Annotated in this window: 21 protein-coding genes; 5 read left to right on the plus strand and 16 right to left on the minus strand. The window is 69.8% G+C overall.

The window, feature by feature from the left end:
* Positions 1-7: 7 nt before the first annotated feature.
* Entirely contained in the window at positions 8-1,051 is a 1,044-nt protein-coding gene (gene pdxA / locus RIC11_RS02620; protein ID WP_350208276.1) for a 4-hydroxythreonine-4-phosphate dehydrogenase PdxA, read from the minus strand.
* A gap of 247 nt (positions 1,052-1,298) precedes the next feature.
* On the opposite strand from pdxA, the gene RIC11_RS02625 reads away from it, so the two are divergent.
* Both RIC11_RS02625 and RIC11_RS02630 read left to right on the plus strand, forming a co-directional pair.
* Positions 1,299-2,354 carry a toxin-antitoxin system YwqK family antitoxin gene (locus RIC11_RS02625; RefSeq protein WP_350208277.1) on the plus strand — a complete coding sequence of 352 codons (1,056 nt, stop codon included), beginning with the start codon at positions 1,299-1,301 and terminating at the stop codon, positions 2,352-2,354.
* A 217-nt stretch (positions 2,355-2,571) separates the two neighbouring features.
* Positions 2,572-2,754, plus strand: a complete 183-nt coding sequence (locus RIC11_RS02630) for a hypothetical protein (RefSeq protein WP_350208278.1) — start codon at positions 2,572-2,574, stop codon at positions 2,752-2,754.
* Here the strand turns inward: RIC11_RS02630 and RIC11_RS02635 are convergent.
* Positions 2,727-3,653: a ZIP family metal transporter gene (locus RIC11_RS02635; RefSeq protein ID WP_350208279.1), complete on the minus strand. Its 927-nt coding sequence runs from the start codon at positions 3,651-3,653 to the stop codon at positions 2,727-2,729. The two genes, RIC11_RS02630 and RIC11_RS02635, sit on opposite strands and share 28 nt — an antisense overlap.
* 220 nt (positions 3,654-3,873) lie before the next feature.
* Here RIC11_RS02635 and dtd point away from each other — a divergent pair, with 220 nt between their 5' ends.
* Positions 3,874-4,320 carry a D-aminoacyl-tRNA deacylase gene (gene dtd, locus RIC11_RS02640; RefSeq protein ID WP_350208280.1) on the plus strand — a complete coding sequence of 149 codons (447 nt, stop codon included), beginning with the start codon at positions 3,874-3,876 and terminating at the stop codon, positions 4,318-4,320.
* Positions 4,321-4,323: 3 nt separating this feature from the next.
* On the opposite strand, the gene RIC11_RS02645 is transcribed toward dtd, so the two are convergent.
* A complete protein-coding gene (locus RIC11_RS02645; RefSeq protein ID WP_350208281.1) occupies positions 4,324-4,794 on the minus strand; it encodes a hypothetical protein in 471 nt (156 codons plus the stop codon).
* A gap of 64 nt (positions 4,795-4,858) precedes the next feature.
* On the minus strand, positions 4,859-5,761 hold the full coding sequence (locus RIC11_RS02650; RefSeq protein ID WP_350208282.1) for a metal-dependent hydrolase: 903 nt from the start codon (positions 5,759-5,761) through the stop codon (positions 4,859-4,861).
* Between the two features lie 179 nt (positions 5,762-5,940).
* On the opposite strand from RIC11_RS02650, the gene RIC11_RS02655 reads away from it, so the two are divergent.
* Entirely contained in the window at positions 5,941-6,708 is a 768-nt protein-coding gene (locus RIC11_RS02655) for a CvpA family protein (protein ID WP_350208283.1), read from the plus strand.
* A 66-nt stretch (positions 6,709-6,774) separates the two neighbouring features.
* On the opposite strand, the gene RIC11_RS02660 is transcribed toward RIC11_RS02655, so the two are convergent.
* The 12 genes from RIC11_RS02660 to RIC11_RS02715 all read right to left on the minus strand — a co-directional run bounded on the left by RIC11_RS02660 (position 6,775) and on the right by RIC11_RS02715 (position 19,508).
* Positions 6,775-7,260 (minus strand): GNAT family N-acetyltransferase, encoded by a 486-nt coding sequence (locus RIC11_RS02660; RefSeq protein ID WP_350208284.1) that lies wholly within the window; start codon positions 7,258-7,260, stop codon positions 6,775-6,777.
* A gap of 43 nt (positions 7,261-7,303) precedes the next feature.
* Entirely contained in the window at positions 7,304-9,127 is a 1,824-nt protein-coding gene (locus RIC11_RS02665; RefSeq protein ID WP_350208285.1) for a CRTAC1 family protein, read from the minus strand.
* A gap of 197 nt (positions 9,128-9,324) precedes the next feature.
* Positions 9,325-9,921 (minus strand): hypothetical protein, encoded by a 597-nt coding sequence (locus RIC11_RS02670; RefSeq protein ID WP_350208286.1) that lies wholly within the window; start codon positions 9,919-9,921, stop codon positions 9,325-9,327.
* Positions 9,902-10,792, minus strand: a complete 891-nt coding sequence (locus tag RIC11_RS02675) for a hypothetical protein (protein WP_350208287.1) — start codon at positions 10,790-10,792, stop codon at positions 9,902-9,904. The genes RIC11_RS02670 and RIC11_RS02675 overlap by 20 nt, the downstream gene beginning before the upstream one ends.
* An 8-nt stretch (positions 10,793-10,800) precedes the next feature.
* Positions 10,801-11,766 carry an acetyl-CoA carboxylase carboxyltransferase subunit alpha gene (locus RIC11_RS02680; RefSeq protein ID WP_350208288.1) on the minus strand — a complete coding sequence of 322 codons (966 nt, stop codon included), beginning with the start codon at positions 11,764-11,766 and terminating at the stop codon, positions 10,801-10,803.
* Between the two features lie 130 nt (positions 11,767-11,896).
* The gene (locus tag RIC11_RS02685) at positions 11,897-12,790 is read right to left on the minus strand and encodes a serine/threonine protein kinase (RefSeq protein WP_350208289.1); all 894 of its coding nucleotides are present in this window, start codon (positions 12,788-12,790) and stop codon (positions 11,897-11,899) included.
* A 157-nt stretch (positions 12,791-12,947) separates the two neighbouring features.
* A complete protein-coding gene (gene truA, locus RIC11_RS02690) occupies positions 12,948-13,718 on the minus strand; it encodes a tRNA pseudouridine(38-40) synthase TruA (RefSeq protein ID WP_350208290.1) in 771 nt (256 codons plus the stop codon).
* A gap of 91 nt (positions 13,719-13,809) precedes the next feature.
* Positions 13,810-14,823, minus strand: a complete 1,014-nt coding sequence (locus RIC11_RS02695) for an aspartate-semialdehyde dehydrogenase (RefSeq protein WP_350208291.1) — start codon at positions 14,821-14,823, stop codon at positions 13,810-13,812.
* A gap of 231 nt (positions 14,824-15,054) precedes the next feature.
* Entirely contained in the window at positions 15,055-16,050 is a 996-nt protein-coding gene (locus RIC11_RS02700; protein WP_350208292.1) for an HTTM domain-containing protein, read from the minus strand.
* The gene (locus RIC11_RS02705) at positions 16,050-16,772 is read right to left on the minus strand and encodes a hypothetical protein (RefSeq protein WP_350208293.1); all 723 of its coding nucleotides are present in this window, start codon (positions 16,770-16,772) and stop codon (positions 16,050-16,052) included. The genes RIC11_RS02700 and RIC11_RS02705 overlap by 1 nt, the downstream gene beginning before the upstream one ends.
* Positions 16,773-16,934: 162 nt before the next feature.
* Positions 16,935-18,092: a TIGR03000 domain-containing protein gene (locus tag RIC11_RS02710; protein WP_350208294.1), complete on the minus strand. Its 1,158-nt coding sequence runs from the start codon at positions 18,090-18,092 to the stop codon at positions 16,935-16,937.
* 168 nt (positions 18,093-18,260) lie between these two features.
* Positions 18,261-19,508, minus strand: a complete 1,248-nt coding sequence (locus RIC11_RS02715) for a protein-L-isoaspartate(D-aspartate) O-methyltransferase (RefSeq protein ID WP_350208295.1) — start codon at positions 19,506-19,508, stop codon at positions 18,261-18,263.
* 78 nt (positions 19,509-19,586) lie between these two features.
* On the opposite strand from RIC11_RS02715, the gene RIC11_RS02720 reads away from it, so the two are divergent.
* The gene (locus RIC11_RS02720) at positions 19,587-20,762 is read left to right on the plus strand and encodes an aminotransferase class V-fold PLP-dependent enzyme (protein WP_350208296.1); all 1,176 of its coding nucleotides are present in this window, start codon (positions 19,587-19,589) and stop codon (positions 20,760-20,762) included.
* The last annotated feature ends 21 nt before the right edge of the window (positions 20,763-20,783 follow it).

The raw sequence follows: 20,783 nt of genomic DNA on the forward strand, positions 1-20,783 counted from the left end.
AGGGGGGTCATCCGGCGCGGTGGGCGGCGAGCCGCCCGGCGTAGTCGATCGCGGACAGCATGCCGCTGGTCTGGGCGACGCCGCGCCAGGCCTTGTCTGGCGCGGTGCCGTGGGCGACGCTCGTCCGCACGATCGGCAGGCCGAGGGTCACGTTGACCGCGCCGTGCATGCCGAGCAGCTTCAGCGCGATGTGGCCTTGGTCGTGGTACATCGCGACGACCGCGTCGAATTCCCCCTCGACCGCGCGGCCCATCAGCGTGTCGACCGGGTGGGGCCCGCTGGCGTCGACTCCGGCGCGGCGGGCGGCCTCGACGGCCGGGGCGATGAGGCGCTGCTCCTCGTCGCCGAACAGCCCCCCTTCGCCCGCGTGGGGGTTGAGCGCCGCCACGCCGATCCGCGGCGCCGGCACGCCGTACGCGATGGCCGCTTGGTGCGCCAGGCGGCACTTCTGGAAGATTGATTCTTCGCTCAGCGCGTCGATCGCCCCCCGCATCGAGGTGTGCAGCGTCGTGTGGATGACGCCCAATCCGGCGCGGGTTTTCGGGGCGAACTCTCGCGGCAGATAGAGCATCATCGCGAAGTCGTCGACGCCGCACAGCTCGGCGAGCAACTCGGTGTGCCCCGGGTAGTCGCGCCCCGCCGCGTGCAGCGCGGACTTGCTCAGCGGCGCAGTGACGAGGCCCTCGCAGCCGCCGTCGAGGGCCAGGCGGGCGGCCGCGACCACCGCCTGGTAAGCCGCTTCGCCGGTGGCGGCTGTCACCACGCCGGGCTGGATCGCCCGGCCGTCGAGCGACTCGCCGGCGACGCACGGCATGACTTCCGGCGACGCGATCTGGAACGCCTCTTCTGGAGTTCCGGCCGGCCGGCACTTGGTCGGCAAGCCGCGGAGCGTAGCGGCGCGGGCCAGGAGGGCCGCGTCGCCGAAGACGATCGGCCGGCACGCGCTCCACACACATGGATGACCCCACACGGCCGCGACCACCTCCGGGCCCACGCCCGACGGATCGCCCATCGTCACCGCGAGGCGGGGCAGGGCGGGGGGGTCGGGCATCGGGAGGGCAGGCTCGGCGGGAGAATGGGGGGCGCTGAGACCGTGGATTCTAGGAGCCCCGCGCCGGCAGCGACACCAGCCCCCCGGCCAGTTTGCCGGACGGGCGGGTCGCGCGGGTTGGCGAAGGGGGCGCCGTCGCGCGGGTCGCCGCGGCCGCGGCGATCGCTCCGAACCCGGCGGCCGGGCGAGCCGATGGTCGCTGAGGACGGTCGCGCGTGGACGCCGTCGACAAGCCGCTAGTCGCTCTATGCTCGTGCGATCGATCGCCGCTCTGCTCGCTGTTCTGGCGGCCGCTGGACCCGGCGCCGCCGACCAGACGGGCGGCGTGCGCCCGCACGAACCGGCCGCCCCCGAGCACGAGGTGATCCAGCAACGCGACCAGCAGGGCCGCGTGCGGGTCTACCGCGAGGTGCGGCTGAACCAAGCGGGCGACTACGTGAACCACGGCGCGTACCGCGAGTGGGACGCCGCGGGCCAGCTAATTGGCCAGGGCCGCTACGCGTGGGGCGAGGCCACGGGCGTTTGGCGGCGTTGGGCGACGGCGGCCGACGCGCCGCTGCTTGCCTCTGCCCCGTTTCGTGCGTTCGAGGGGCCCTTTCTGTCTCAGGCCGAGTACCGCAACGGGCGGCCGCACGGCGTGTGGCGGATCATCGCGGCCGACGGCCGCACCGCCGCCGAGGTCCCGCTCCGCGACGGCCTGCGGCACGGCAGCGCGGTGCTCTACCAGCCGGACGGCGCGGCGTTCTCCCGCCAAGCGTTCAGCCACGGCGTGATGGAGGGACCGCTCGAAACCACCGACCAGCGTGGCGAGCCGCAAACGGTCGCGGTCTACGAGGCGGGCCGCCGGCAACTGACCCGCGTTGAGCAGTACCCTTCTGGAGCGGAAAAATCCCGCGAAGAGTGGCTCGGCCCGCCGGCCAGAGTCGCCGAAGCCGACGACCCGTGGCGGCTGTGCCTCGCGCGGTTCGAGGAGTCGGGCGCCGAGCTCCGCCACGGTCGCCGAGAAGCCTGGTGGCCCAACGGTCAGAAGAAGCTTTCGGTCGAGTATCGCTTCGGCCACGCGGTTGGCGAGGCCCGCTGGTGGCACGAGAACGGCCAGCTCGCGGTGCACGGCGTGTACGAACAGGGCCGGGCGGAGGGCTTGTGGTCGTGGTGGCGCGAGTCCGGCGCCCGCCGCGCGGCGTGCCGCTACGCGGCCGGCCAGCCCGACGGAGCGGCGGCCCTGTGGGCGGCCGACGGCCGACGCGTCCAAGCCAACGCCGAGCGGGTGGCCCAGCTCGCCCCGCCTGACGCGGCTCGCTGACGCGAGCCGTTGCGTGATTCGTGGATGCCCCTCTGCGGCGCCCCGCGGCGGGGTCTTCGGTCCAATCGATACAACCAACTCGTCCGCCCGACGATTCTCCGGCATCCCGATGTGAGCGGCTGGGGGGAATGGCTGTTACGGGCAATCTTGGGTAACTATAGTGGCGACTCGGCCCGGTCGGGCCGTGCCCCTTCGTCCCCACCGAACCAGCGGATCCATGGCAAAGGCGATGTCGATATTCGGCATGGTGATCGCCGCTGGGATGTTGCTGGCGTTTGGGCTCGACCCAATCTTGGGCGTGCCATTCGGAGGGGCCAGCGTGGTCATGGACATCGGCTTCGCGATTGCCGCGGCGATCCTCGGCTACATGAGCTACGACGCGTTCCGCTCGTCGGGCTGAGCGGCCGAGTCGCCGCCCTCGGCCGGCGCGACAGAGTTCTGGGGCGCCCCGCCGGCCGCCGCCGCGTGGTTGTGCGTTTCGAGCCGGCCGGCGACTTCCGCGACGGCCAAGCCCGCGACCAGTGCGAGCGACAGCGCAACACGATCGTGGTCGTGGAACTGCAGCTCGGGCAGCAGGTCGCTCATCGCCACGCACAAGAACACACCGGCCGAGAACGCCAGCCCCGCCGCGAAGCTCGGCCCCCCCTCGCCCGGCGGCGCCACCCCGAGGTGGTAGAGGGCGACCCCCAGCGGCACGGCCGCCGCGAACAGAGCGTTGGCGACCGCCTGCGCGCCGGCCGACCAGCCGCCGTGCCGCATCAGCACGGTGATCGTCATCGCGTCGAGCGGCTTGTGGAGCACGATCGCGACGAACGCCCCCAGGCCGGCGATCCACGCGCCGTCGGGCGCGTGGCGCACGCTCGCGGCCAGGGCCACGCCGGCCAGCAGGCTGTGGAGAGTGAGCCCCATCGCGGCGCCGCTCCAGCTGAGCGAGTGCTCGCTGTGCGAGTGGTCGTGGCCGCACCCGTGGGACGCGCTGGGCTCGTGGGTCTCGGCCTGGTCGGAATCTTCGAGGTCGTGGTGGTGGAAGCAGAAGAAGCGTTCGATGAGGAACATCGCAAGGAAGCCCCCAAGCACCCACCGCATGACGCGCGCCGGGCTGGCCGAGTCGGGCCCGGCGGTCGCCAACGCGTGCGGCAGCAGGTGCAGCGCGGCTACGCCGAGCATCGTCCCCGCGACGAAACTGACGACCAGCTCGGTGCGCCGGTGCGTCATCGGCAGCCACCGGGGCAGCAGCCCCCCGGCCACGGAAACCGCGACGATCGCCACGCAGTAGTAAGTAAGCAGAACGGTGTCCAAGGCGTCGCGACGCGGGTTAGAGAAACCGCCAAGACGCCAAGAGCGCCAAGGCCGCCAAGGCCAAGCGCCTCGGGCCCCCTAGGATGGTCTTCGTCGGCGCAGCCGCCTAGCGCCGAAGCAACCGGGCCGCTGCAGTACGCTCCCGATGCTCGATTCGTCGGCGCCGCCGCTTCTTGGCGCCCTTGGCGCTCTTGGCGTCTTGGCGGTTCAAATATCCGACATGAAAGCCGTTGTTCAGCGTGTCAGCGAGGCGAGCGTCGTCGTCGACGGGGAGGTCGTCGGCCAGATTGGCCCCGGGCTCGCTGTGCTGTTGGGCGTGGCCCACGGCGACACCGAGGCCGACGCGCGGTGGATGGCCGACAAGCTCGTCGGCCTGCGTGTGTTGGAAGACGACGCCGGCAAGATGAACCGCTCGCTGGTCGACACGGCCGGCGAGATGCTCCTCGTGAGCCAGTTCACGCTGCTGGGCGACTGCCGCAAAGGCAAGCGCCCGAGCTTCGTTGGCGCCGCGCCGCCGGACGCGGCCGAGCCGCTTTACGAGCGCGTCGTCGCGCTAGTCGAAGGGCAGGGGGTGCGGGTAGCGACCGGCCGCTTCCGCACGGAGATGCGGGTTCACCTGGTCAACGAGGGGCCGGTGACGCTGCTGGTGGAGTCGCCGACGCGGTGAAGGCTACGCGTCGAAGAACGTCGCCTGGCCCCCGACGCTCATCACCACGCCCGCGCGGAGCTGCCCTTCGCGCCGCAGCCGCGGCCACTGCGAGAAGTCTTTGAGGTAGCCGATCAGGCTGGGGAGCAGGCGACGCTCGACGGCCGCATCGCCTTGGGCGGCAAGGTCGATATCGTGCGCCGCCCCGGTCACTTCGACAACGCGAACCTGCCCGGTTGTCGGAAGGATGGCCGGGCAACACGCGAACTGATAAGCCGCGAACGACGGGTGGCTGTAGCGCGAGGGGTCGTCTTCCGGGGCGCCGCGATCGGTGTCGATCGCGATCCGCAGCCCCTCCTCGCGCCAGAACACGTGCAGGGCGAGGCGCGTCGCCGTGGGGGCGGAGGGGTCGGTGTAGAGCTTGGTGATGGACTCGGCGATCCGTCGGTGCAACGGCTCGCGATCGAAGCGCAGGTCAATGACCGCGGCGGCCATGAGCCACTCTTCACGATGGCGGGAGCGGGCCTGCAGTGGGCAGGGGAGGACTCAGCGCGGCGACTCAGCGCTGCGTGTCGCTGCGGCTGGGGGCGAACGCGGCGTCGCGGGCCGGAGGGGGGGCGAACCACTCGGGTCGCAGCGGCGCCACCGGCGTAGTTGAGCGTGCCGGGGCGGCGGTCGGCAAAGGAAATCTAGGATTTTCCTTGATCACCCGGTCACCAGGGGGGGCGGCGTCCGAACGCGCCTGCGCAAGCCGTTGCCGGGCGCCCTCGACGCGATCCGCGGCGATCCGCATGCGCTCCGCGAAGGCCGGGTCGCGTAGCTCGAGCCGCTCGACGACCATCGGTTCCATCAGCACGGCGAGCGTCACGACGGCCAGCTTCGTGTAGGTCGAGAAGTTGGCCCAGGGGTCCTTGCCCCACAGCTTGATCGCGGTGCCGAACGACTTCTTGAGCCGCGGCACCACGCCGCGGGTGTCGACGCTGTAGATCTCGTCTAGCAGCAGGTGGCTCAGCGACCCCAGGCCGACCGCGATGGCCTTGAGGTAGCGGTCGAACACGTTGGTCGGGCTGCTGGCGAGGAAGGCCAGCCCGGCGAAGATCAGCACCGCCGGGATGCTGTGCCACATGCCGCGGTGTGTGCTGAAGCGGCCAATCAGGTTGGCGCCGAGGAACCGCACGCCGAAGTACATGCCGGCGGCCAGCAGCACGACCTGGTCGTGGGCGAGGTCGAACTCGCGGAATCGGTCCATCAGCAGCATCGGCGCGATCGCCGCGGCGAAGGACATCGCCTCGCGCCGCGGGATGCCCGAGTCGCTGTCGACGTCGGGCAGCATGCCCGACACCCCACACAGCCCGCCCGCCACGAGCGAGGTCGACAGGTCGAACCCCAGCCCCGACCCCACCACGGCGTACCCCGCGCCGATGGCGCTGGAGAACGTCACGTGCGTGCGGAAGTCGGCCATGGGGGAGGCGGCAGGCGGGAGGCCGGAGACGGGAGGGACCGTAGTCAATCCACCGTTGCGGGGGAACACGAGATGGTTGCTGTTGGCGATAGCGTCGCAAGTCGGTATTCGGCGTCCGCAATCGACCAGCTAGACTCCGCGACCCTGTCGCCTCCGGTCTCCAGCCTCCAGCCTCCGAAATGGCCACCTACGACCTGTTGATGATCGCCATCCTCGGCGGCCTGACCCTTTACGGCTACTTCAAGGGGATGGCGTGGCAGGTGGCTTACATCGCTTCGTTTGTTGCTAGCTATTTCGTGGCCGTGCGGTTCGCCGACCGCGTCGCGCCGCAGATCACGTTCGTGAACCCGCCGGCGAACAAGTTCGTCGCGATGCTGCTGATCTACGTCGGGACTTCGTTCGTGATCTGGATGCTGTTCCGAATGGTCCGCAACGCGATCGACAGCGTGAAAATGGAGGGCTTCGACCACCAGATGGGCGCGATCATCGGCTTCGCGCGTGGCGTGCTGTGGTGTGTCGCGGTGACGTTCTTCGCGATGACGCTCGCTTTCGTGCCCGGCCAGATGAAGCAGCAGATCGTCGCGTCGCGGTCGGGCTACTACATCGCGCGACTGGTCGACGAGACCGACACGCTCTTCCCGCCAGAGGTCCACCAGGTGGTGGGCCCCTACCTCGACCGCCTGGGCAGCGAGCTCGACTCGCCTCAGAACCACGCCCCCGCGATCGGCCAGCCGGCCTCGCCGGGCGGGTGGCCCTCGGGCGGCGGCTGGCCCGACTCGGGGAGCCCGGCCCCTGCCGCACCGGCGCCGGCTTGGGGCGCAGCGCCGGCGCCCTCGGCGCCGAGCTGGCAGCCGCAAGCGCCCGCCCAGGGAGGCTGGCCAACCACCGACGCGGCGCCCGCCCGCACGCCCGCCCAACAAGCGAGCTGGCCGAAGTGGCCGGAATGAGAGACGCGTGAGGCGTGAGGCGTGAAGCTCGAGAGGCATCGCTATCGGCCGATAGCCGACAGCCCTCTAAATCGCCTTCACGTAGAACAACGCGCCGCCGGCGCCGTTGGCGTGCTCGGCTTGGTGGAAGCCGATCGACTCGTAGAGCCGTTTGGCTGGGTTGCCTTGGAGCACCTCGAGCGTGAGCCGGCAACAGCCGGTGGCGCGCGCGTGCTCTTCGACGGCGGCGAGCAGCTGGCGGGCCACGCCGCGGCCGCGGGCCTCGGGCATGACGGCCACGTCGTGGAGGTTGATCAGCGGCTTGGCTTTGAAGGTGGAGAATCCGACGAAAGCGGTCAGCACGCCGACAGGCCGGTCGCCGGCGAGCGCTAGCCACACCAGCGTGGTCGGGTGGGCGCGGAGGCCCGGGACGAGGCGCTCGCGCACGTCGTCTGGCAGCGGTTTGCCGTCGCCCATCGGGTCGCTGGCGTAGGCGTCGAGCATCGCCAGGTACGCGGCCGCGTCGGTCTCGGAGTCGAGGTCCGCGCGGCGGATCGTGATCGGTTCGTCCATGGAGGGCCCGGCGGGACGCGTGGAGGGAACGCGGCGCCCGTTGTTAGCGGCGCCGCCTGGCCCACCACCATGGCGCCGCGGCCAGGGCTAGCCAAGCGCCGGAGGGTTCCGGCGCCTGCGAGCCGGGCAGGGGGGCGGGTCGCCCGTACTGGCCGACCCACGCGAGGTAGTCGGTCGCGTCGACGAGTGAGTCGCCACTCGCGTCGGCCGGGTGCGGACCCGAGTGGCCTCGGGCGTCGCGCCACAGGGTGTAGTCTGCCGCGTCGACCCGGCCGTCGTGGTTGAAGTCGGCGACTTCGGCGGTGTCGGCTTCGATTGCTAGGATCGTTTGATTGGAGTCCAGGCCGAAGATCTGTTGCACTTGGCCGCTCGGCCAAACGACTGTGACGAGGTCGACCGGCCCCTCGTGGTCGCCGAGGCCGAAGTGCGCGGTCCGCTCGTTCTGGCTGAGGAAGCTGCTGCCGCCGTCGACTTCCCAGACCATCCGCTCGGACGGCGAGCCGGCGTCGGGCGTGACGGTGATCCACGCGCCGACGCCGTCGCGGTTGCTCTGCACGCCGCGCGTTTGGACCCGCAGGTGGCCGCCGACCGGTCCGTCGTTGCGGTAGAGGACCGGCGCGGCCGCGTTGTTGATGACCACCAAGTCGAGGTCGCCGTCGCCGTCGTAGTCTAGGTGAGCCAGTCCGCGGCCCTGGAGCCGGTCGACGACGCCCTCCTCGGTCGACGCGTCGGTGAAGACGCCGTCGTCGTTGCGCCACAGCTTGGTCTGATCGTCGGCCCAGCCGGTCCCGTTCCAGCCGTTGGTGGCGACCAGGTCGAGGTCGCCGTCGTTGTCGTAGTCGAAGAACGACGTGCCCCACGCCCAGCGCGAGTCGCGCACGCCGGCCGGCCCGGTCACGTCGGTGAACCGCCGGTCGCCGTCGTTGCGGTACAGGCGGTTCCACCCGCCGTGCGCGCCGGGGTTGTCGGGCGAGTTGGTGATGTTGGTGATGAACCAGTCGAGGTCGCCGTCGCCGTCGTAGTCGCCGAAGGTCGAGCCCATCCCGTTGAGGTCGGTGCCCACACCCGACGGGAGCGTGCCGTCGACGAATCCGCCCTGGCCGTCGGACCAGAAGAGCTGGCTGGTCATGAAGTCCGAAGCGATTGGCAGATCGGCGTGCCCGTCGCGGTCGAGGTCGACCAGGCGCGGGGAGAAGCGGTAGCTGCGGGCGCCGCGGAACACATCCAGCCCGGCGGCGTCGGTCACGTCGTCGAAGGCCCAGCCGCCCTCGGGGCCGAGGTTCTTCAGCAGCCGCGAGTGGCTGTTGTCCGTGCTGTCGCCCCACGCGGCGGTCACGATGTCTAGCAGGCCATCGGCGTTGTAATCACCGAACGACACCCCCTGCCCGAACCGTGTGGCGCCGGTCGCGACCGCGGCGGAGTGATCCGGCCCCGCGTCGGTGAACACGCCGGCGCCGTTGTTCACGTACAGGTAGTTGCGTGTCGTGTAGACGCCGGTCATGTAGAGGTCGAGGTCGCCGTCGTTGTCGAAGTCGCCGGAGGCCACGCCGTTGGTGTCGGTCGCGGTCGTGAAGCCGGCCGCGAGGGTCATCGGCTCGAACGTTCCGCCCAGGTTGCGGTACAGCAAGTCGGGCGCGCCCAGCCGCGTGAAGACCAGATCGACGAGGCCGTCGCCGGTGAAGTCGCCGGCCGCCACGCCGCCGGCCATGAACGACTCGCCGGGCAGCGCGGCAATCGCTTCGGGCGTGGCGTGCACGTGGGTGATGCCCGCGGCGAGCGTCACGTCGGTGAAGCGCTGCGCGCGAGCTTGCGTGGCGATCAGGAGCACGCACACGGCGCCCCCGAGCGACGATCGGAGCGGTTTCATAGCGGCGGTCCAAGAGGTCGGCGGCGCATCGGATGAGCGGGGCCGAGTATAGTCGCCGCGTGGCGCCGATGCTCCTCGAGCCGGCGTCGTGGGCCGCTCGACGGGGTGCGGCGCGGCGACACTCAATCCCTCGAATCGGCGGCAAAATCCGCCCCGAAACGAACATAACAAAGATTATCGGACGTTCGTCCCCGGGATCAGCCCTGGCCGAGCGATCCGTTGAGCAGCCCGTGGGCGGCGCCCTGACCCGCGATCCAAACAGCGAGCCACAGCCACCAACCAGCGGTTGCACGCCAGCCGAGCGGCTCGGCTTCGAGCCGCTTGTCGATCGCGGTCCACGCCCGGCGCGAGGCCGCAAAACCGACCGCAGCCACGACCACGCCAACGACGACCAGCAGCCAGTGTGGCCAGCCAGCGAGCAGCAACTGGCCCGTGTCGGTGAGCCGCTCGCCGCCGCCGATCGCCAAGTAGACCCCGCCTGCGAGCCAACAGAACGCGGTCCAAGCCCGTAGCGCGGGGCCGATCAGCCCACGCTCAATCCGCCACCACGGCGCCGACAGCAGCGGCGCGAGCCAACCGCACAGGAAGCCGCCCCAGAGCACCGTGCTCGGCGCCGGATTGGGCCGCACCAGCGTGTGCGACAGCCAACCGGGCCGGAGCTCGACCGACACGATCGCGCCGCCGGTGGCCCAAGCGGCGAGCACGTGGCCGAGCTCGTGCGTGAGCATCATCGCGAGCCAGGCCCAGAGCGCGATCGCGAGGAGGGCGGCACGCTCACTCCAAGTCCGACTCATCGACCGCCTTCATTGCGAAATCGACTTGCGGATCCAGCTGTGTGTCGATCACACGATGGGCGTCAGTCGCTATCGGGCATTGGTCCAACCGCAGCCATTGCAGTTGAGACGCCGAAGCGAGCGCCTCTGCCATGCGGCCCGTGATCGACACGCCCCTAACGCACAACGATCGCAGCCTCGGGTTCGCTGCGATAGACGCGAAGCACTCGGCGTCGTAGCCGTTGGCCGCCGGAGCGTCGGCGGCTTCGTCCCAATCGAGAAGCCAAAGCCCTTCAATACTCGACTCGGCGAACCGAGACAGATCGACGCCCTCGATCGAATGCGGTCCAAGGAACAGCGTCCGCAAGCGAATAGTAAGCAGGGAGTCTAGTGTCGATTGTCTGGCGAGGGTCGCGTAGCACCTGCACCCTCGAACGTCGAACACGCCGCTGTTGATCGCGGCGAACAGACGGGCAGCAGCCGCGTCGGTCACCCCCTTGTCCAACCAAAGTTCTTCGACCTTATCGAACGCATTCTGATAGTTGAGCAATGCGTTGACTGACTCGTCGTTGACAAGGCTCACCAGACGCACGAAGCCCCATGGGGCTTTACCCGTGGCAGGATCCGCCGATGACGGATCCCATGGCGAAGGCGCCCCGGTCCAGTGCCGATACATCAAGCCAATCGGGTCACGTTCATCAGTCGAGTGGACGCGGTGGTGGGCGAAGACTTCGCGGTCCCACAGGTCCGAATCGAAAGCCACCGAGGCGCCGGTCGCGAGCAACTGGCCCACGGCGTGTCGCTCCGCAAAGAACCGCCACGCGGCGGCGCCGACGACGACGAGCACAACAGCGGCCAGCGCCGCCGCGACACGGAGCGTGGACTTCTTCACGGCGCTCCCTACTCGATCCCCTCCACGAACTGCCCGATCCGGCGGAACTTCTCGTACCGCTCGGCGAGCAGCGTGTCGCGCGGCTTGTCGCAAAGCTCGCGTATCTGCTTGGTGAGGTACTGCTTCAGCCGCGCGGCCATCTGGTAGTGGTCGCGGTGGGCGCCGCCGAGCGGTTCTTCGATGACGTCGTCGATCGCGCCGAGCTCCTTGAGCCGCCCCGACGTGAGCTGCAGCGCCCTGGCCGCCTGGTCGGCGTAGTCGTGGCTCTTCCAGAGGATGCCCGCGCAGCCCTCCGGGCTGATGACCGAGTAGTAGGCGTGCTCAAGCACCGCCACGCGGTCCCCGACCCCGATGCCCAGCGCGCCGCCGGAGCCCCCCTCGCCGATCACCACGCAGACGATCGGCGTGGGCAGGCGCGACATCTCGAGCATGCTCTGGGCGATCACCTGCGCCTGGCCCCGCTCCTCGGCGCCGATGCCGGGGTAAGCGCCGGGCGTGTCGACGAGGCAGACGATCGGCACGCCGTACTTGGCGGCCATCTTCATTTTGCTCATCGCCTTGCGGTAGCCTTCCGGGTGCGCGCAGCCGAAGTAGCACTCGGTGCGTTCCTTGAAGGTCTTGCCCTTGTGGTGCCCCACGAGCATCACCTTGAGGCCGTCGAGCTTGGCGAAGCCGGTCCGGAGGGCGCGGTCGTCGCCGAAGAACTTGTCGCCGTGCAGCTCGACGAACTCGTCGAAGACCAGCTCGACGTAGTCGGTGAACTTGGGGCGCTCGGCGAGCCGCGCGACGCGCACCGTGTCCCAAGCGTCGAGGCCGCTGTACACGTCGCGCGTGGCCTCGGCCAAGCGGCGGCGCGTGGCGCGGAGTTCCTCGTGTTGCTCGGGCGTCTTGTCGGCGAGCGACTCGAGCCGGTGGACTTCGGCTTCGAGCTCAACGAGGGGCTGTTCGAATTCGAGGGCGGGGCCGGTGGGCATGTCTGTTGGTGGCTTGTGGTTGGTGGCTCGTGGCTGGCGGCTGGGGGTCGGACGCCGTGATTTGTGCTGTCTTCTGCGAGTGACGGGCTACGAGCCACTCGTCACAGGCCACCCTCGGGCGGGCGCGCGATCAATCTTCTGCCGCGTCGGCGGGTTGCTCTTCTTCTGGCTTGGGCTTGTCGGGTTGCGTGTAGAAGACCGGCTGGCTCTTGATCTGCACCATGACTTCTTTCATCGACTGGGGGCGCTCCTCGCGTGTCTTGGCGAGCATCTGCGCGACGTAGTTCGCGAAGTCCGGGTGGATGTTCTTGTCGATGACCGTGAGCGAAGGCGGCCGGCTCTTCAGGTGACGCTGCAGCAGCTCCTGCGGCGAGTTGGCCGTGAAGGGGAGCTTGCCCGCCAGGAGCTCGTAGGCGAGGCAGCCGAAGCTGTACACGTCGTCCCGCGGGTCGACCCCCTGCCCCCGGATCTGCTCGGGCGACATGTAGCTGTACGTGCCCTGGACCTTGACCTTGCCGCCGAGGAGCTTGCCGAGCCCGCTGGAGCGCTTGGCGGCGATCGTGAAGTCGATCAGCCGGACGTCGTTCTCTTCGTTGATGAGGTAATTGTCCGGCTTGATGTCGCGGTGCACCCAGCCCCGCTCGTGCATGTGCGCGAGCCCGGCGGCGGCGTTGGTGAGCACGTCCTTCACGCGCCACTGCAGGGCCTTCACGTTGGCCGTGATCTGCTGTTTGAGGTTCGGGGTCTTGAAGAACTCCATCAGCAGCCAAGCGCCGTTGCTGCCGGAGCCGTAGTCGTACGTGGTGATGCACGACGGGTGGTCCAGCGCCTTGCCAACGGTGAACTCGTGCTTGAGCTCCTTGACAGCTTGGCTGCTGTACTTGCTGCTGTCTTTGGGCAGCCACTTCATCGCGAACGCGTCGGACCCGGACACGCGCCGCACGGCCCAGATCTCATACACGGCGCCCGCGCGGATCAGGTGATACAGGCGGTAGTCGCCAACAATCTCGTTCTTAGCCGCCACGCGCCGCCCTCGCTGCCAGGTGTCCCGAAGTCCGTTTCCCGCCGAGACTTACAGTTTATCTGACCGGCAAAGTCAGCAACAGGCCGAAGGAACGGGGTCCTCGGCCAGCCTGTCCCGAGCCGAGGGCATCAGCCCTCGGAGGCCCTTGCGAACGCGTTCACGCATAATCGACCCGCTCCAGCACCAGACCCATCGCCGGCGCGGTCGGCCCGGCCGCGTCGCGGTTTCGGGCGGCGAGCACGTCGGCGACCCACTCCGGCGGGCGGGCGCCGCGGCCGACTTCGACCAGCGTGCCGGCGATCGTGCGGACCATGTTGTAGAGGAAGCCGTCGCCGGTGACCGTGATGTCGATCCGCTGGCCGCCGTCGGCGGCTCGCTCGGCCACGGTCAGCTCGGTGATCGTGCGGACGGTGCTGGAGCGCTCCGAGCCGGCCGACTCCAGCGAAGCGAAGTCGTGCCGCCCTACGAGGAGCACCCCGCCCTGCCCCATCGCGGCCGCGTCGAGCTCGCCGGCGCGGTAGTGCCACACGTACGGCCGGTCGAACAGCGGCGGGACCGCGCCCGTGTGGATCTGGTAGCGGTAGGTCTTGCGGATCGCGTCGTGCGTGGCGTGGAAGCCGTCCGGCGCGGGGTCGACCGCGCGGACGACGACGTCGTCCGGCAGCAGCGCGTTGAGGCCGCGGAGCAGGCGCCGGGGCTCGAGCTCGCAGCGGGTCTCCACGCCCACGACCTGCCCCTCGGCGTGCACGCCGGCGTCGGTGCGGCCGCTGGCGGTGAGCGATGGCACTTCGCGCGTGATCGTGCGCCAGGCGTCCTGCAGCGCGGCTTGGATCGTCGGCTCGCTCGGCTGGAACTGGTAACCGGCGTAGCGTGCGCCGTCGTAGGCGACGGTGAGCTTGAGCCAGCGCGTGGGGCGATCGCCGCTCACCGGATGTCGAGCCTCGCCGACGCTCGTTTCGCCACCGCGGCGCCGCTCGGCGTTCTGATCTTCGACATGTCTGCGCTCCCCTCGTGGAGACTCACACCGCCGCCGCGCGCTCCGCCAACAACTCCGCGATCTGCACCGCGTTGGTCGCCGCGCCCTTGCGGAGGTTGTCGCTCACGCACCAGAACGCCAAGCCGTTGTCGCACGAGAGGTCCTCGCGGATGCGGCCGATGAAGGTGTCGTCCGAGCCGTCGCAGTCCTTGGGCATCGGGTACTTGCCGGAGGGCAGGTCGTCGACAACCCGAAGTCCCGGCGTGGCGGCGAACAGCTCGCGCGCTTCCTCGACGGTGATCTTCCGCTCGGTCTCGACCAGGATGCTCTCGCTGTGGCAGTTGCTCACCGGCACCCGCACGCAGGTCGGGCAGACACGGATCGACGCGTCGCCGAAGATCTTCTGGGTCTCGTACACCATCTTCATCTCTTCGGACGTGTAGCCCGCTTGCTTCTCCGAACCGATCTGCGGGATCAGGTTGAAGCCGATCGAGTGGGCGAACGCCGAGGGCTTGTAGTCGGCCCCCTCGAGCGAGGCCTTCGAGGAGTCGATCAATTCCTTCTGCCCCGCCACGCCGGCGCCGCTGGTCGCCTGGTAAGTGCTCACGACCACGCGGCGGACGCGGCCCGTGTCGTGGAGCGGCTTCATCGCCAGGACCATCTGGGTGGTGCTGCAATTGGGGCTGGCGATGACTCCCTTGTGGGCGAGCGCTGCGTCGGGGTTCACCTCGGGCACAACCAGCGGGACCTCGGGGTCCATCCGCCAGAAGCCGCTCTCGTCGACCACCACACAGCCGGCCTCCCGCGCCCAGGGGACGAACTCTTTGGCGATGGGGTCGGGGGTGCTGCCGATCGCCAGGTCGACGCCGCGGAACGCGTCGGGCGTGAGCTCCTCGACCGTGTGCTCCTGGCCGCCGAAGGAGATTGTGGAGCCGGCCGATCGGGCCGACGCGAGGAACTTGATCCGCCCGTGCGGGAACCGCCGCTCTTCGAGCAGCTTGCGGATGATCCCGCCCACGGCGCCGGTCGCGCCGACAATAGCAATCGTCTCGAACACTTGGGACTCTCGAGGTGAATCGGCTGGTGGCGCCGAACAGGGGGCCGGCGCTCAAGGCAGAACCTTAGAACGGCAGTTTAAGCCGGGGGTTCGCGCGGAGCCAGCCGAAGGCTGGCCCCGGTCGGTGAGCCGTGCGGGCGGTGGCGGACCGACCGCAGGGCGAAAGCGGAAGGCGGAAAAGGGGAAAAGGGGAGCGAGGCAACGCGCCACCCCTGCCCTGCCCTGCCCCCCTCACTCGGCTTCTTCGGCGTCGGCGCCCGCCGTCGGCCCCAGCGCGTCGAGGCGGCGGCCGATCGGGTCGAGCAGGCCGCGTACGAGGCCCGTCGGCAAGAACGCGGCGTTGGCCGTGAGCATGGCGAGGGAGAACTCGGGCATTCCCATCGCCAAGCCGATGAAGCCGTGCACGCCCAGCGCCGTCAGTAGCACCAGCGGCCGTGTCCAGCGGTTCCACACCAAACAGCAATAGAACAGCTCGAAGAACACGGTCGCGTGGGCGAGCAGTTCGGACAGCCATAAGTGGCCCGCGAGCCAGGTCATGTCGAGCGACCGGTACTCGACGTTCGCCACGGCGAACCACGTGGCGGCGCCGTCCCACCACAGGTCGCCCTGCAGCTTGCCGAGGCCGCCGAACAGGTAGACCACGCACAGGTGGACCTGGATCAATCGGACCGCCAAATTGGCGGTCCACGATTCGGGCAGTTCGTCCGGGTCGGCCGGCTCGACGCCGCGCCGGACGCGGAGCCAGCGGTCGACGCTGTACCGGGCGCCGCACGGGCCGAGCATCAGATAGAGCGCAAGGAGAAGGTTTATCTTGTCGAGGCCGAAGAACGCGCCGGGCGTGATGTGCAGCGCGTACTGCAGCGCCGCGAGGTACGCCCACACGGCCGCCACGCGGCTGAAGAGGCCGATCGTCAGCAGGAAGAACGCGGTCAGGCTCGCCGCGTGGAACGTCCAAACGGCCCACGGCGCGGTGACGTAGCCAAAGAAACCGACCGCCATCCGATGGGCGTGGAGCCGGTCGGTCATCTCCGGCGGGATCCAGCCTTCGGGGCCGAAGAAAGCGAGCAGGTCGAGCGACCAAACGGCGTGCGTCCAAAGCAGCAGAAGCCCGGTCACGATCCGGATCACGCACAGCACGGCCGGGTCACGCGGAGCGAACCAGAAACGGTCCCACGCGGCGCCGAGCCCGACGAAGTACTCCTGCACGGAGAGGATCGCGGATTTCATCACAGCCCTCCCGGGGGAAGCACCTCACCCGCCGGGATCGCCTCTTCGGGGGGCGGCGCGGGGGTCGGCGGCGGGGGCACCGGCAGGGGCGCTTCGAGGTCGGCCGCGCGTTGTTCCGCGCTCATCCCGGACACGAACAGGCCCGCCGCGTTGGCATCCTCGCCCGCCAGGACCGCGGCGGGGGCGAGGGGCTGGTGCCGCACGTAATCGACCCGCGCCGAATCGCCGCTGTGGACCCGCAGCAACCGCCGCGCGTAGGCCTTCAGCGACAACTCGAGCCACTCTTGGGCCGACAGGTCGGGCGGCCCGAGGGCGGCCTGGTCGGCCAGCATCATGTGGCGGTGGTAAAGCAGCCGCGGCCACTGGTCCGCGGTGCTGGGGAACTGCCCCTCGGCGACGACCTGGCCGGCCTGGTCGGCAACCCGGTAACGCACCAGTTGATTGATCGGGGGATCGGGCCCGAAGAAGTGGTAGCCGTGATTCAGGTAGAGCGAGTCGGTGTACCAGCGCACCGCGGGCGACTGAGCGATGTCCACCACCAGTTGCGACGCAGGCGGCACCGACAGCGGCGCCAGGAACACCACAAGCACGTGCCAAACGACGATCGCGCTCACAACCGATCGGACCCAGATCGGCGGCGAGCCCCCTTCGGCCGGGGCCGGCGTCTGGCTTGGTTGGCCGGCCTCGGCGGGGCGTCGCTTCTTGCTCTTGGAGCTGCTCATACGCCCGGCGGGGTCGGACTTCGCCGCGACGCGGCCTGCTAGCATCGTTGCGTCGGGGCCGGCGCCCCGGGGCGAGGCATGTAGCAAAGAGAAAACCCCCGTTCCGATCAATGCCGGAACGGGGGTCGTACGGTCTTTACTGTCGCGTGGCGAGGCCGCGGGTCAGCGAGCGGCCACGCGGTCGGCGTCGTTCGACGTCTCGGCGGTGTCGGACGCGCCGCCGTCGAAATCGAACACCACGTGCTGGGTCTCGCCGCCAACGAGCGTGATCGTCCGCTGCTGCGAGTCGCCGTCGTGCGTCACCTCGATCTGGTAGTCGTCCCACGTGCCGCCGGCGGGCAGCCGCGTGGTCAGGTACTCGCGCTCGGGGCCGGTCTGACTGGTCGACACCCCAGCCAGTTTCACTTGGGCGTCGGCCGGAACGCTCAGCGTGAGCTTCGTCTCGGGGGTCTCTTCCGCGGCGGCGGTCGCTTGGGCGGGGCCGAAAGCAAGATCGGCCGAGCCGCCGCCGACTACCGTAGCGACCTTCGTGTCGACGACCTTCTCGCCGTCACGCGTGTACTCCACCCGCACGCGGTACTGGTACGACTTGCCCTGCTCCAGGCCGTGCGACACGTAGTTGCGCGCCGCGCCGGTGCTGGTGGTCTTGTGGTCGTTCACGTACACGACCGCATCGGCCGGAACGCGGACGTTGAGCGTGCCGCTCGTGCTCGAGGCGGCGATCGAGTCGGTCACCACCGGCTTTGCGGAAACCTGCAAGCCGCTGACGACGTGACCCCCGTAAGAGCCCGCGCTGCCGTGCGAGCCGGCGCTGCCGTAGGCAGGCGCCGAAATCACGTGGCCGCCGGTCGAGCCGTGCGAACCCGCCGAGGCGTACGACGTCACGTACCCGCCAGCCGAACCGTGCGACGCGTAACCGCCGTCCGAACCGTACGAGCCGTGCGACGCCCGCGCAGCGTGCTTGGCGCGGATGTGGGCGACCAGCCGCCGGATCGGCCCGACGTGGTGGCCCCCATGCGAAGCGTAAGCGCCCGCCGACCCGTGGCTCGCGTATCCTCCGTAGCTGCCTGCGCTCCCGTAGCTGCCTGCGCTCCCGTAACTTCCGGCGCTGCCGTAGCTGCCGGCGCTGCCGTAGCTTGCGTGGCCGCCGTAGCTGCCCGCCGAGCCGTATCCGCCCGCCGAACCGTAGCTGCCCGCCGAACCGTGGGAACCGCCGAAGCTCGCCCAGAAGGCGTCGGCCGATGAGCCGGTCAAGGCGACCGCGGCGGAAGCCGCCAGGGTCAGGAACAAGCGGGGCGTCATCTTTAGTCTACTCAGCATGTTGGAAGTCTCCTCCGGTGAACAATCAAAGCGGCATCCTTGCGACCCGGTACGTTTACGGGTCGCCGAGGATGCAAGATAGCAGCCGACCACACAACTTCAAGCAACTACGGGGCTTTTGGTGAGTGGGCAAAATTGGTGGGTTGCGTCGCCGCTCCAGAGCAAATTTCAGTCCACTTCCGCCGCAGCGACCCGCACGTCGTCGATCCACAGCTCGCCAATCGCCCCCAGCAACCCAATCCGCAGACCCGCTTCCCTAGCCCGAGGGGGAACCTCCATCCGGCCCCGCCACTCGCGCCAGTCGAACGATCCGCGCAGGGGACCGATGGTGTCGTCGCCAAGCCAAACGCGGCGTTCGTCGTAATACGTGACAACCACATAGGGCCACTGCGAGACAGTTTGGCCGTATCGAATGCCGTTTCCACGGGCTTCGAAACTGACGTCCAACTGCCGCACCTCGCGGCCATCCACAGCGAACCCCTGTAGCGCCTGACTGCCCAACCCGGGCTCGGAATTGCTGAACCGCAGGCACCGCTCGCCGTCGGCGGCGCCGCCGACGAGTTCGGCCTGGCGGATGTAGTGCCAGCCGGCCGGGCGTGGTTCTTCGACGTCGCTGTCGGCGAGTTCCTCGAACGACCCGTTGGTGATCGAGGGGCGCGCCGGGTCGGGCTTCACGGCCCGGCGCTCCTCGGCGGCGCCGGTCATCGGGACGAACAGCGTCGCGCGGAGCGGTTCGGCTCTGAGTTGGCCGTCGACTTTCTTCAGCAGCGTGAGGTTCTGCTGGAAACGCTCGCCGATCGGGATGATCATTGTGCCCCCTTCGGCGAGCTGCTCGACCAGCCGCGGCGGCGGCTCCTCCGGCGAGCAAGTGACGATGATCTTGTCGAAGGGCGCCGCCTCGGGCCAGCCTTGGTACCCGTCGCCCACGCGGGTGTGCACGTTCTCGTAGCCGAGCCGCTGGAGCGTGCGGGCCGCCCGTTTGCCGAGCGACGGCACGATCTCGATCGAGTACACCTCGTCCACCAGCGGCGCGAGGACCGCGGCTTGGTAGCCCGATCCGGTGCCGATCTCGAGCACCCGGTCGGTAGGCTGCGGGTCGATCTGCTCGGTCATGTAAGCCACCACGAACGGCGGCGAGATCGTCTGGCTCGCTCCGATCGGCAGGGCCATGTCGTGGTAAGCCAGCCGCCGCTGCGCGAGCGGCACGAACTCGTGCCGGGGCGTGGCGCGCATCGCCTTGAGGACACGCGGATTGCCGACGCCGGCGTCCTCGACGGCGGCGGCGACCATCCGCTCGCGTGCGGCGTCCCAATCGATCCGGCCCCCCTGCCCCGCCGCCTCGCCCGCGGGGAGCGCAGCGACGGCCAGCGCGGCGACCACGGCCAGGGGGTTCGTTCCTCGCGGGGAGCGCGTCATGCTGCAACTATACGACCGACGCCCCGCGGCGGAGCAGCCTCGGCGGCGCCACCCTTTGTCGCCAAGCCGTCACGACCCATGCCGCCCGCGTCACCCGACCCGCAGGTCGCCCGAACCCGACAGCGGCTACGCGAAGCGATGCCGATCGCTCCGAAGTGGGCGTACTTCGACCACTCCGCGGTCGCCCCCCTGAGCGGCCCCGCCGCGAAGCGTCTGGCCGACTGGGCGGCCGAGGCGGCCGCCGAGGGCGACACGCGGTGGCCGGATTGGGATCGCGAGGTCGGCCGCACGCGTGAGGCCGCCGCCGGTCTGATCGACGCCTCGCCCGACGAGATCGCGCTCGTGCCCAGCACAACGGCCGGCATCACGCTGGTGGCCGAGGGCCTCGACTGGCGCGAGGGGGACAACGTGGTCTTGCTGGCCGACGAGTTCCCGTCGAACCTCTTCCCCTGGATGCACCAGGCGAGCCGCGGCGTCGAGGTCCGGCGCGTGCCGACCGACTTCGGGCGGATCGACTACGACGCGCTGCGGCAAGCGTGCGACCGGCGAACCCGCGTGGTGTCGCTCAGCTGGGTCGGCTACGCGAACGGCTACCGGCAAGACCTCGACAGGCTCGCCCAGATCATCCGCGAGGCCGGCGCGTTGTTCTTCGTCGACGCGATCCAGGGCCTGGGCGTGTTCCCGCTGAGCGTCCGCGAAACGCCGATCGACTTCCTCGCGGCCGACGGCCACAAGTGGATGCTGGGCCCGGAAGGCGCCGGCGTCGCCTACATCCGCCGCGAGCACCTGGAGCGCCTGCGCCCGATCGGCATCGGGTGGAACAGCGTCGAGAACGCCGCGGACTTCGGGAAGTCCGAGCTCCGGCTGAAGCCGACCGCCGCCCGCTACGAAGGGGGCTCCGCCAATGCGGCCGGGATGCTCGCGCTCGGGGAGAGCCTGCGGCTGCTCACCGCGCAACCGACCGCCGACGTCGCCGCCGCGCTGCTCGACATCACCGATTATCTGTGCCACCGGCTGGAGGGGGTCGGCCTGCGTGTGGCCTCGCGGCGCGAGGCGGAGCCCGACGGGCACGACCCCCGCTCGGGCATCGTCGCGGCCGAAGTCGCTGAGCCGGTCACCGTGCGGCGACGCCTGTTGGACGCGGGCGTGGTGACCAGCGTGCGCGGCGGCCGGCTGCGGATGGCGCCCCACGCTTATACCTCGTATGAGGATGTCGATCGGCTAATCGACGCTCTCGACCGCACGCGCGGGTGAGTAAGCTGTGCGTGACGCGCT

The organism is Botrimarina sp. (assembly GCF_040219535.1).
Lineage (GTDB): Bacteria > Planctomycetota > Planctomycetia > Pirellulales > Lacipirellulaceae > Botrimarina.